At 55.0% G+C, this 13,023-nt stretch carries 7 protein-coding genes; 5 read left to right on the forward strand and 2 right to left on the reverse strand.

Annotation, left to right across the window (positions count from 1 at the left end; translation table 11 throughout):
• Nucleotides 1–30 precede the first annotated feature (30 nt).
• Complete coding sequence (locus EY643_RS01205) at nucleotides 31–1,551, forward strand: alpha/beta hydrolase domain-containing protein (protein ID WP_152660488.1); 1,521 nt, start codon at nucleotides 31–33, stop codon at nucleotides 1,549–1,551.
• A gap of 42 nt (nucleotides 1,552–1,593) precedes the next feature.
• On the opposite strand, the gene EY643_RS01210 is transcribed toward EY643_RS01205, so the two are convergent.
• Entirely contained in the window at nucleotides 1,594–2,934 is a 1,341-nt protein-coding gene (locus tag EY643_RS01210) for a DUF1254 domain-containing protein (protein ID WP_152660489.1), read from the reverse strand.
• Between the two features lie 170 nt (nucleotides 2,935–3,104).
• Between EY643_RS01210 and EY643_RS01215 the strand changes: the two genes are divergently transcribed.
• The 4 genes from EY643_RS01215 to EY643_RS01230 all read left to right on the forward strand — a co-directional run bounded on the left by EY643_RS01215 (nucleotide 3,105) and on the right by EY643_RS01230 (nucleotide 10,324).
• Complete coding sequence (locus EY643_RS01215) at nucleotides 3,105–3,512, forward strand: VOC family protein (RefSeq protein ID WP_152660490.1); 408 nt, start codon at nucleotides 3,105–3,107, stop codon at nucleotides 3,510–3,512.
• A 285-nt stretch (nucleotides 3,513–3,797) separates the two neighbouring features.
• Nucleotides 3,798–5,858 (forward strand): hydantoinase/oxoprolinase family protein, encoded by a 2,061-nt coding sequence (locus EY643_RS01220; RefSeq protein ID WP_152660491.1) that lies wholly within the window; start codon nucleotides 3,798–3,800, stop codon nucleotides 5,856–5,858.
• A 12-nt stretch (nucleotides 5,859–5,870) separates the two neighbouring features.
• Nucleotides 5,871–7,760 (forward strand): hydantoinase B/oxoprolinase family protein, encoded by a 1,890-nt coding sequence (locus EY643_RS01225; protein WP_152660492.1) that lies wholly within the window; start codon nucleotides 5,871–5,873, stop codon nucleotides 7,758–7,760.
• A 26-nt stretch (nucleotides 7,761–7,786) separates the two neighbouring features.
• The gene (locus EY643_RS01230) at nucleotides 7,787–10,324 is read left to right on the forward strand and encodes a TonB-dependent receptor (RefSeq protein ID WP_152660493.1); all 2,538 of its coding nucleotides are present in this window, start codon (nucleotides 7,787–7,789) and stop codon (nucleotides 10,322–10,324) included.
• Nucleotides 10,325–10,392: 68 nt separating this feature from the next.
• On the opposite strand, the gene EY643_RS01235 is transcribed toward EY643_RS01230, so the two are convergent.
• Nucleotides 10,393–12,873, reverse strand: a complete 2,481-nt coding sequence (locus EY643_RS01235; RefSeq protein WP_152660494.1) for a TonB-dependent receptor — start codon at nucleotides 12,871–12,873, stop codon at nucleotides 10,393–10,395.
• Between the last annotated feature and the right edge of the window lie 150 nt (nucleotides 12,874–13,023).

Genomic DNA, 13,023 nt, shown 5'->3' on the forward strand with positions numbered 1-13,023 from the left:
TCTCGTCGCGCAGCTTTAAACGGAGCAGCTATGTCTACTTTTGTTGATAATACTCGCCGCTACTTGTCCTCGCGCTTACTGGTGGCCGGCCTTGTTTTGTTGCTGCTTTCAGCTTGCGGTGACAGTGACAGCCGGGACCCATTGCCCCCAAGCTCCCCCACGCTGCCGATCGCAGTGGCAGAAATTTCAGCCCCGCCGGACGAGGGTCAGCCGAATTTGCTGTCCACTACCTTTGCCCTTGCGGACGTTGGCTATGAACAGCAAGAGTTTTTCTTGTCAGGCTCAGCCAGTGCGTTTACTAACCTTGGTGAACTTGCGAGTGATGGCCTCTGGGAAGTTGAGCCCGGAGAGGCGGCCGACTATCGCACGCGGGTGCTGGTCTATATGCCGGTCGACGCTGCTGCTTTCAGTGGCTCGGTCTTCGTGGAGTGGCTCAACGTCACAACCGGGTTCGAGTTGCCGGTAAGTTATGGCACTGCACATACGGAACTGCTGCGTGAAGGCCATGCGGTTGTTCTGGTCTCCGCTCAGTTTAATGGCGTAGAAGGCGGCGAAAACTCTTTGCTGCCGCTGCATTTGAAAGCCGTTAATCCGGACCGATACGGAAGTCTCGATCATCCGGGCGACAGCTTCTCCTATGATATTTTTACTCAGGTTGCCGGATTGCTAGACAATGACAGCGGCAGCGAATTACTGGGCGGCGCTACAGCGAATCTGTTATTCGCGATGGGGCAGTCGCAATCGGCATCGCGGCTCGTCACTTATTTTAATGCCGTACAGCCACTTTATGGCGCATTCGATGGCTTTTTGATCCAGAACCGCGGCGCCGGCAGTTCGTCTCTGGCACAGGACCCGCTCGTGGCCATAGCCACACCCACGCCAGTTTTGCTGAGAACTGACATTGCCGCCAAGGCAATTAATGTTCAGGGTGAGTCTGACGTTCACGGCCGTGGGATGAATTCTTCACGGCAAGCGGATAGCGCGACATACAGGCTATGGGAAGTTGCTGGAAGTGCCCACAACGATGAATACACGTTTGTGTCAGGCAGAAATGACCTGGGTGACGATCCCAGTTATGCGGTGGTCGTGGAGCAAACCAGTATCCTGGGCTTTCAGGAGTGTACGTTACCGATGAATTCCGGCTATCTGGTATGGCCGGTAAATGCGGCAATACACGCGCTCAACGATTGGGCAGGCGGGGGTGTGGCACCCGCACCAGTGCCCAGATTGGATATGGATGCTGCCGGCATCGATTTCCTGTTGGACGATTCGGGTAATGTGACGGGCGGACTACGTACCTCCTACGTTGACGCTCCAGCAGCAGTCTTGTCGGGCATTGGCCAGGAAGGTAACGCCTTTTGTTTTCTGTTCGGCACCACGGCGTTGTTCGATGCCGCTCAAATGGCGGCGCGTTATACCGACAAAGCAGGATACACGGCGGCGGTGCGCCGCTCCGTGGATGAAGGCATAGAGGCGGGCACGCTGTTGGCCCCTGATGGTGAACGTATCGTACAGGCAGCTGCACTGCAGTGGGACAGCCTGGATAACTAGTTCTGCGCGCGCTGCCGGGTTTAGCCTGAGCAGGGCTAAAAGCTACAGCCGCTCTATCCCGGGAACCCGCCAGCTACCATCGAGCACTGTGTCCCGGGGCAGATAGAGGCGCATGGTAACTGCAAATTCCCCCGCTGGAGCCGGGAGCCAGTTGTCCTGCGAGCCCAGTGGCGCATCGTGCTGGATCAGCACATCCAATGAGCCGTCCTCATTGAACACCAGCGTATCCCGGTCTCCCAGCGTGTACCGATCAATCGGGTTTTCCACAAGGAAGCCATTTGCGTCATACATCGTGAGAGACCAGAACGCATCTACGGGAGGCGTCTGCCCTGGCGGGAAGTGGATGCGATAGCGATGCTCTCCTGACAGAGGCTGCCCCTGGGCGTCCGAGATTGCGTTGGGATAGATTGCCTCTTCTGGAGGCAGGGCCCCCAGCCCGATCATCGCCACTCCGGTGCGGGTTCCGTAGTCGATTCCATAGTTGCCGATACCAGATCGTGCCACTCTCCAGCCATTTTCTGGGGTGCGGCTATCGAGTGCCTTGCGCACCCCGGCGTGGGCCAATCGTTTGCCAGTGTCCAGCAACCATGCGTCCAGCGAAGACAGACGCTCTATCTCATAGCGCTGGCCCGCCAGCAGGCCGATGCCCACCAGTTGCTGCAGGTAGGGGGCGTCTCTGGTTGTCGCCGGCTGCTCCGCCATTAGTTGTGCCAGCAATTGCAGGAAATCCGCTGCGGGCATGTTCTCTATCTGAGCGTAAGGATCGAGACCGGCATTCGTTGGCGACAATGGCGCGGCTTTTTTAGCTAAGTGGGCGCTCGGCGCTGGATTGTCCAGCGGGACAAGCCGAAACCCTTGTTGCAGAACACCAACCGAGGCGACGTCATCGGGGCCATTGGTCTGAATGCGGCCGATGACCCAAACCATGTTGGTGGGTGCCCTGACCAGTTCCATGCCTGTGGGAGCATCTCCCTGCCAGTCAGGGCCTGCCAGCAGATAGCTAGCTGCACCCGTGCCGCGGGTTCTCTTGCCAATGCTGGCGAAAACGTTGGTCCAGGCGTCCATCAGTGGAATAACGAAGTAGCGTCCGGCGGTATCCGGAGTGTCAAGCTGCAGGGGGCCGTCGGTGAGATCGAGCCAGGCTGAACTGTAGAGCGTGTCGGTGTTTGGCCGTACTACCTCGCGGAAGGTGTGATCCGGAAACACTTGATTGTGATTAAAGCGGTTTACACCCTCAGCCTCTACCATTCCTCGGCGGGTGAGCTCCATGACCACGAGAGGATAACCAAACACGTAGGCGCGGGCACCGCCAATCACTTTGGGAACGGTATAGAAAGCGCCAGCGGCGATCATGATCGTTGCGATGATAAGAACTTTTTTCAAAGCATTAGCTCCTCGGTAAAACTCAGGTCATCGTAGCAGTCTTTTTTTGGGTGGTCAGTGCTGCACGGTATCAATTGGTAGAGCCTCAGGCATTATGCGACCATCAACTGCATCGATGCCAAAGCGTCAATTCATAAGTAACAAGACGCCGCCCAGCAACTGGAAGCACAATGCTAAAAAAAGTACATCACATTAATCTGCTAGTGAATGATCTTGATAGTGCTGTTCGCAAATATCAGCTCGCATTTGAGATCGATCATTTTGAATATGGCGACCTCGATGCCAGGGGCGTTAAAACTGCCCGGTTCAAGGCGGGCGAAACCTGGATTGTCCTGATCGAGCCAATTGACCCTGATGGCGTACCGGCAAAACATCTCGCCGAACACGGGGAGGGCTTGTTCCTCTTGTCGTTTGAGGTTGAGTCTCTAGAAGCTGCCTCGGCCAAGGTAGAGTCCAACTTAAACGGACTCGGCGGAGAGGGTCCGCGTACAGGGCTTGAAGGGTGGCAAGTACGCGACCTTGATCCCACCATTTTCAACGGCGCTATACTGCAGTTGACGCAAGATGACGGAGCGTGAGCGCCTGCGTTTTGAAATTCTCTTCTCGAGATGAATCCAAAGCTACCTGCCTGCCGTAGCCTTATGTATGACGCGCGCTCGCTGTTTGAGCGCACATGGTTGTATAAGTAACTGATTATAAAATAATTTTCGCTTTCGTTCTGTGGTCAGGTACCCGGGAGAAGCGTTGGGTTCAGCCGTTGCGGCGTGAAAAAAGCCGGCGAGCTAGAGGCCAGGGTCATCAGTACCTTTCGCTCTCAATAAACCGCGTAGACCTTCCTCAGGCAATCTTCAAGGAGAAGAAGAATGACGTACCGGTTGGGTGTGGATGTGGGAGGAACCTTTACCGATTTCCTGCTGATGAATGAAGTCAGCGGCGAAACGTACACTGCCAAAGTGCCCTCTACGCCGGAAGATTCGTCCGTCGGAGTCCTCAATGGCGTAGCGCGTATTTGCGAAGAGTCAGGCGTTGACCCCGCAGGTATAAAACTGGTGATGCACGGCACCACTGTCGCCACCAATGCGGTACTGACCGGCAAGGGGTCGACAGTCGGTTTGGTCACCACCGCCGGCTTTGAGGACACCCTGCAAGTCGCTCGCTCGTTCTGCCCGGGTGGGTTGGGTGGTTGGGTCAGCTACGTCAAAAAGCCATTACTGGCCCCACTTGAGCTAACGATTGGAGCGAGCGAGCGCATTGATGCCGGCGGCAACATTGTCGCTGACCTAAACGAAGAAAAGCTAAGAGCAGATCTAAGGTTGCTGCATGAGAAGGGCGCTGTAGAAGCCCTGACCATATGCTTTATCAACGCCTATATGAACGCTTCTCACGAAGAGCGCGCCCGGGATATCGCCAGGGAGATCTTCGTGGATGTCCCCATTTCCATTTCCAGTGAGGTCGTCCCGGAAATGCAGGAGTATGAGCGTACCGAGACGACAGTTGTTAATTCCTACGTTAAACCCGAGGTCGCCAACTACGTTAATAATTTGCAGGGCGCCTTGGCGGACAAGATGGGTGCCGATGTTCAGCTGTCGATTCTTCGCTCTGATGGCGGCCTGGCTTCAGCGAGAGCTTCTGCAGAATCACCAGTAAACCTGCTCATGTCGGGACCCGCAGGCGGCGTCGCAGGGGCGGCCTATTTTTGTAGCCGGGCAGGGTTCGACGATATTCTCACGTTCGACATGGGCGGTACCTCTACCGACGTTGCCCTGATACAGGACTCCAGGGCGCGGGTGCGCAGAGAAACCATCGTCGGCGATGTGCGCGTGCGGGCCCCGTCTGTCGATGTGCGCACGGTGGGTGCCGGCGGTGGGTCGATCGCCTTTGTTCCCGAGTTGACCAAAGCCCTTCGGGTTGGGCCCGAGTCAGCCGGTGCTGTGCCGGGTCCCGCGTGTTACATGAAAGGCGGCGAACAACCTACGGTGTGCGATGCCAACGTTGTGCTCGGTTACCTCCCCTCCGACGCGCAGCTGGGCGGTAAAATGGAAATCAATCGCGATGCCTCGGTCGAGGCGGTTCAGAAAGTGGCCGATGCTATGGGCATCGAACTCATGGAAGCGGCCGAAGGCATCATCAAGATTGTTAATGAATCCATGTTTGGGGCGCTGCGTCTTGTCTCAGTAGAGCAGGGCTATGATCCTCGTGACTTTGCACTGGTTGGCTTTGGCGGTGCAGGGCCATTGCACGCCAATGCTCTGGGAATTCTAACCGACGCCTGGCCGGTCATCGTGCCACCTGGCCCAGGTGTGCTTTGCGCCTATGGCGATGCTACTACTCAGGTGCAAGATGAGGCAGCTCGCACTTATCTGACGATGAGTGAGGATCTCAGCGACGAAAAGCTTCGTCAGGATCTGCGCGAACTCCAGGTGCGCGCAGGCGAGTCCCTGCTTGCCGACGGTATTCCCACTGAAGATCACCAGATTACATATCAGGCTGACTTGCGCTATGCGGGCCAGGCATTTCAGATCACTGTTGATTTCACTGAAGCAGAGCTACAGCAGAAAGGGCTGGCACTGATTACCGATCAGTTTGATGCCGAGCACGAACAATTGTTTACGTTCAAGCTCGATGATGGCCATGAAATCCTGATGATCCGGGCTGTGGCGAAAGCGCGCACGCAAGCTATTGCAGAGCTCCAGCAGGCTGCAACGACGGCCTCTCTAGAAGAATGTGAGATTCACCGAAGCAAGTTCTATTACGCAGGCAACTGGCACGACGCGCCAATTTTCGATCGTAGAAAACTGCATCAGCAGCTGCAGGTGCCGGGACCAGCGATCGTCACTGAAATGGACTCCACCACGGTAATCCTTCCTGGTTTCGTGGCCAGGATCGACGCGGTAGGCAACTTACTAATCAAGCCGGTGGAATGAGGAGCGGACGATATGACTGCCAAAATAATTGAAAGCAACAACACCCCGCTCGACACAGTCGATGTAGACGGCGTCACCGTCGATATTATTGAGAATGCGCTGCGCAACGCGCGGGAAGAAATGGACGCGGTGTTGTTCAGGACCGCGATGTCCCCGGGCATCCGTGAACAGGGAGATTGTTTCCCAATGATCGCCAACCCGGATGGGAAAATGGTTGTTGGTCAATTTGGTTCCTTCATTGGCCCTTTTCTCGAAGCGTATGACGAGGAAATCGAGGAAGGAGATATCATCCTCACGAATGATCCCTACATGTGTAACGCGGCCGTATCCCATCTGCCCGATTGGGTGGTACTAGTCCCGGTGTTCAAAGACGGAAGACACATTGCCTGGTCGGCGATGTTCGGTCATATGTCTGATAACGGTGGAATGGTGCCTGGGTCAATTCCCATCCAGGCGACGTCTATCTATCAGGAGGGAATCCGTATTCCTCCTACCAAGCTGTATAAAAAGGGCGTACTGCAGAAGGATCTTTTGGAGCTCATCCTGCACAACGTGCGCACGCCGCAGTGGAATCGCTTTGATCTTAATGCGCTGGTTGCCGCATGTAATACCGCCGCAAAGCGTTGCGTCGAATTGGCTGAGCGATTTGGTGACGATGTTCTCGTATCCACGATGAATATCATGCTGCAGCGTAATCAGGTGGCAATGAAACACATTATCGAAATGATAATCCCTGAAGAACCCAGGGAGTTTGAGGACTACCTGTGTGACGACGGGATGGGTATGGGGCCCTATCGAATTCGCTGCAAGATGTGGCGCGAGGGTTCAACCGCTATTTTTGATTTTGAAGGCACCGATCCCCAGGCACAGAGCTCGGTGAATTTCTTCCTTAATGAAGATATGTTCAAGATGTTCTTCGGGTCGTTCACGATCAATGTTGTCGATCCCCAGATCGTATTCAACGATGGCTTCTACGACCTGGTGGACGTGCGCATACCCCAGGGCACACTGCTCAAGCCAAATTTTCCTGCCGCACTATCCGGTCGCACCCATGCACTTGGCAGAATATTTGATTTGTTGGGAGCGCTACTCGGCATGGGCGCACCCGAGCAAATGCTCAATGCGGCAGGGTTCTCGGATTCGCCACACTTGTTCTACTCTGGCTATGATAGCCAGGGCGAATGGTTCCAGTTGTTCCAGATAGGCTTTGGCGGTATCCCTGGCAGGCCCGTGGGCGACGGGCCCGACGGCCACTCCCTGTGGCCAGGGTTCACTAATGTCCCCAATGAATTCATCGAATCCTACTTCCCTTTGCGAATCGAACAATACGCCACCATTCCGGACTCAGGCGGTGCGGGCCTGCACCGTGGAGGCAATGGTCTGAGTGTTGCGTATCGATTCCTTGCCGACGGTGAAATTGGTATCCACGACGAGCGCTGGCTGATACATCCCTGGGGTGTCCTCGGGGGCGAAACTGGACAGCGCTCGACCAAGCGTCTCGTCAGGACAGACGGTAGCGAAGAATGGCTACCTGCGAAAGTCGAGGGAATTAAAGTCAAGCAGGGCGACCTGTTGTATTTCAATACCTGGGGCGGGGGTGGCTGGGGTGATCCCTACCTGCGCGATCCTGAGCTGGTAAAAATTGACGTGGAGCGTCGACTGGTTACGACCGATGGCGCACTGCGCTACGGCGTTGTGTTGGACCATTCGGGTCAGATAGATGAACCGGCCACTGAGGCGCTGCGAGCCAAACTCAAACAAGAGCGTGGGGAAACTGTCTTGTTTAATCGGGGCGGCACTATCGAGGAGCTAAAGTCACGCTGTCTCGAGGAGACGCATCTCCCTGCTCCGGTATCCCCCAGCTTCAACAGTACAAAAATTCAGGTTTCAAGTGGTAACTAATCCAACTGCACAGCAGGAGAAACACCATGAATTCCAGAAGAAAACCATTAGTGGTAGGGCTGGCTGGCATCATAGCCGGGTTAACAGCAGGGCCGGCGGTCTGGGCGCAATCGGAGTCGATGACCATCGAAGAGGTGGTGGTGACGGCACGAAAACGCACTGAGAATCTTCAGGATGTGCCAATTGCCATCAGCGCCATTAGCGAAACGACGATAAATCGTGCGGGCGTGGAACGCGCCTCTGATTACATCGCGTTGATTCCCAACGTGACTCTGGTGGACACTGCAAACGTGGGGGACACCCAGGTCAGCATCCGCGGTGTTGTTTCGACCCGTGACGCCGAGTCAACCTTCGCTTACGTTGTTGACGGGGTATTGAGTACCAATCCGAATAGCTTTAATGAAGAGCTGTTTGATGTGCAACAGATCGAAGTGCTGAAAGGTCCGCAAGGCGCGCTGTATGGTCGGAACGCCGTTGCCGGTGCCATTCTGGTGACGACCAAGATGCCAACGGATGAATTTGAGGCCAAGATTGGTGGTGGCGCTGGGAACAACGACAGCTACAAACTAAACGCCATGGTCAGTGGGCCTATCGTTGGAGACACAGTGTTGGGTCGCCTTGCCGTATCGACGCGGGAAACTGACGGTCACTTCGACAACATCTACACCGGCAGGGACGATGTGGTTGACTTCATTGAGGATACCAGCATTCGCGGGCGAGTCATCTGGAACGTCAACGAGGACATTAGCCTGGACTTCCGCGGTGGCTATACTGAGGTTGAAGCCGGAGCCATCAACTTCAACGCAGCATTTGCGCTCCCCGCCTTTGCTGAAAATTTCCAGGCGCCGGGTTACTTCCAGGATGTCAACGATCTGGATTTCCGTTACACCTTCAACACGCCGGGTGAGAACGAACAAGAGACCATGGACCTTTCCGTCAAGCTGGATTGGGACCTGGGGTTTGCTGATCTCGTGACGTATGTCGCCTATAACGACCTGGAAGAGTACCTGCTTTCGGATGGCACCAGCGCGACGTTCTATGGATACGAATTTACGCCCGCTTGTCAGTCTGATCGGGAGACACTTAATAGTTTTACCCGGCCGGACCTCTTTGGCCCGTTTTTTAATCCATACGCGGTACTGCCTCCCGGCCCCGATGGAGATTTTGCCGGTGTCTACGGCCCCTATACGGCCACCAGTTGCGACGGCTACCAGTATCAGGAGCGGAACCAGGAGGATCTGAGTATCGATGCCCGCCTGGTGTCGTCCGGTACCGACAACTTGCGCTGGATCGCCGGGGTCTACATGGCAGAGATCGAAAGGGAAGTGGTGGTTGCCTACGGCGCAGATCAGGGGCAGGGTTTTGAGCGTGCGCCTTATGTGCCAGCTGACGGTCCTAATCCAACAGATTTGTTGTTCTGGGATGACTTCGACACCACGGTTTATGCTGTCTATGGCCAGCTTGAATTCGACCTGACGGAAACTCTGGAACTTGCCATTGCCGGTCGCTATGACTACGAGGACCGCGAGGTCAGCAACAAGGTACCCAACGTCAACAACTCCGGGCTAAACGGCAACCTGAACGACCCCGGATTCTCGGGCAACCCGGTTCCTATTAATCCGGCGTTTGTGAACAATCCAGATGGTATCCCTGACCGAGACGATAGCTTCAGCCAATTCCAGCCCAAGGTGACGCTCAACTGGGCAACAACGGACAACATCAACCTGTATGCCAGTTATGGCATCGGCTTCCGCAGTGGCGGATTCAACTCCGTGGGGACCGAAGATTTGCTTAACTTCTGGTTCAACTCAGGCTTTGGGGGGCCGGGCGAATTTGTCGACGCGCAAATCACCGTAACCGACGATTACGATAAAGAAGTGTCGACGACTTACGAGATCGGTTTCAAGTCAGAACTGTTCGAGAATCGCCTTCGCTTGAATGCCGCGATCTTCCGCAATGAGGTGGAAGACAATCAGTTCTTCGAGTTCTTCGCTGGGCCTTTCGGCCTGTTGCGTTCGGTGACGACCATCGACGAAATGTATGTGCAAGGATTCGAGGCTGATTTTCAATGGCTCGCCACCGAAGGGCTGACTTTCTATGGTGGTATCGGTTTGCTTGACTCTGAAATCGAAGAGAACAAGAATCGCCCCCTTTCAGAAGGCAATGACGTGCCGCAGGCCCCGGACACAACCGGTAATCTTGGTGCAGAGTGGGTGATGCCGCTGGGCAGTATCGATCTGGTGACTAGGCTGGACTGGCAATACGTTGGCGAGACCTGGTTCCACACACTGCAGGGCGAGCCAACACCGACGATCTGGAACTTCCTTTTCGCGGCGCCCGGTGCATTCTCGCAGGACTTCAGCAAGTCTTCTCGTGATGCTTACGACACGCTGAATCTGCGAGTAGGGCTTGAAGCTGAAAACTGGACTGTGACAGCCTGGGGACGCAACATCACTGATGAAGAGTATCTGCAGGAGGTAATTCCAGCGCCAGAGTTCGGTGGCAGTTTTAATCACCAGTCGGGGCTACGATCTTACGGTGTTGATTTCACCTATATGTTCTGAGCACGTCATCTCAAGCTAAGCGAGTAAGGCCCGGATCTCATATGAGATCCGGGCTTTTTACGACGGGACTAGAAATTGTATGCCAGGGTCACGCCATAGGTGCGTGGCTCCAACAGGAACTGATTGGTCGCGAGGCCGACGTTCTGATCACCCAGGTACTGGCCTGTTACGTGGTCGTCGTCATTGAGGTTACGACCCCAGGCTTCGACGAACCAGGTGCGATCTGCGCTGTACAGGGTCAGTGTCGCATTCCATACATCCCACTCTTCAACGGTATCGTTACCGGTGTTGAAAATGCGGGTATAGAACTCGTCCTGCCAGTAGTAGCTGGTGCCCGCGACTAACTCCATGCCGTTTTCCAGGTAGAAGGCATAGGATGCTCCCAGGTTGACCGAAAAGTTGGGTGCGTTGGGCAACTCGTTGCCATCGAGGCTCTTATCCAGGCCAGCACAGGGGAATACACCTTCGGGGCATCCGGCGCCAATGTAGAGATTGCTGTTGGGGCTGGAAACAATATTCTCGGTGGTACCGAGCGTATTGATATCCGCGGTGTCCAGGCTGGAACCTCCATCCATCTCAGAATCCAGCCAGGCGACATTCGCGGTGAAACGCAGGTTATCGGTTGGCACCCAAACAAACTCACTTTCGATGCCCTGAATTGCCGCATCATAGTTCAGGTTAAGAGAGGTCTGGTTGGTGATGGTGGAAATCTGCAGACCTTCGTAGTCGTAGTAGAAGTAGGTCAGGTTGGCTTGCAGTGTCTGGTCGAAAAAGCGCGACTTCAGGCCCATTTCAAACGAATTGATGTACTCAGGATCAAATTCTGCGAGCGATGGGTCCGCCTCGAGCACAGGAGAGTCGGCAGCAATCGGGTTGAAGCCACCCGACTTGTAGCTGCGTGAGAGGGTGACATAAGTCATGATGTCGTCGGCCACATCCCAGGTGACGTTGAACTTTCCTGTGGGCTCTTCCCAGTCACCGCTGAAGTCGTCGTAGCCACCGTCGGGTGCAGTAGGATCAGACAGGAAACCGAGATAAATCGTGCGCTGCTTGGAGCTCTTTTCTTCTGCGCTGTAGCGCAAGCCGGCCGTGACCAGAATGTCGTCGGTAGCCTGCCAGTACACCTCACCAAAAGCAGCCCAGGTTTCCAGGTGGTAATCGGTGGTGTCATTGTCAAACAGCTGTTGCTCAGGCGGAATACCTGTGGTCTGCCCGAAGAGTGAGAGTGCCGCTGAATAGACGTAATAGTGGACGTCTGACTGGTAGTCCAGGTAGAAGCCCCCGAGCATGAAGTTCCAGTCGCCACCGAAATCAGAAGCCAGGCGCAGTTCGGCGCTGTATTGTTCAGGTTCGGTAGTGGAACGGTCTGAAGAATAGGCCCTGTCGACGGTGATAACACCGTCTGGCCCGCGATCCACATCTACTTCTACCGGCCACTGTTCCGATGCAACGGTAAAGTCATAGTCGTTGCGCGCGTTAAAATCAGAAGTGTGATAGCCCAGAATACCGGTCAACGTATAGTCGGCGAAATCAATATTGGATTCGAGGGATATCATGAGGTCTTCAACCTCATACTGAGGCGTGAAGTCCAGATACTGCTCGCGCGGATCCGCATTCTTGGGAGAGTTGGCGAAATCATCGGCTGGGAATTGTAAGCCGAGGAAGCTACCAGCCACCTGGGTCAGAAAGCCGGTAACCGTGGCGCCGCTATTGGTGTTTTGGTCCGCAAGCCCCGTCGGCAGGCAACCGAGAATTGCCTCTTCGTCTTTCAGGCAGCGCTGGTTGCTGCCGCGCATGCGTGTGGAGTCTTCTTCGAAGTAATTGATCACCAGGGTGGCGTCGGCATTCTCACCAGCCCAGCGAGTGGACGAACGTAGCGACCACATGTCGCGCCCATCCACGTCATCGCCATTGAATTCGTTATCGACATAGCCATCGCGCTCACTGTAGAACATCGCGAAACGCTGCCCCCACTGGTCGCCGAGCGGCAGGTTCAGCGCGCCCTTGATCTTGGCATGGCTGTAGTTACCCAGTTCAACGTTAATGTTTCCCTCAAGCTCATCGGTGGGTTTGTTGGTGATCATGTTGACCACACCCGCTGTCGTATTGCGGCCGTATAGCGTGCCCTGGGGCCCGCGGAGCACCTCTACACGTTCGGCGTCATAAAACTCGGTTTCGAAAATTCTTCCGCCGTTGAGATAGACGCCGTTGAAGTGCACGCCGGTACCACTATCTGAAGCAGATCCGATGGCGAGGTTACCAATGCCACGAATAGATATAGCTGCGGTGGTGAAATTGTCCTTACTCATCAGCATGTTGGGCACATTGAACTGCAGGTCCAGAGGCTTGCTGATCAAGGCCCTGTCCAGTTCGTCGCCACTAAAGGCACTGACAGCAATAGGCGTGTCCTGGACGGTAGTCGCGCGCTTTTCTGCGGTGACGATCACTTCTTCGAGTGCGCCCACGGACTGGGCGAGAGCATTGCTGGTGGCGAACGTTCCCACCAGAGCGGCGGCCAAAATTTTTCGATCGAACGGCATGCGATACATATGGTTTACCCTTGATTATTTAGTTATGGGAAAACGAACAATTAAACGGTAGCAGAAATTGAATCGTTGGGTCTAGCGTTCCTCGCGTGAAAACTTACCCCGTACAGGTCTTGCCCACCATCCGATATACTTTTCCGGGAGCAAAAAAAA

The organism is Halioglobus maricola, assembly GCF_009388985.1.
GTDB lineage: Bacteria > Pseudomonadota > Gammaproteobacteria > Pseudomonadales > Halieaceae > Halioglobus > Halioglobus maricola.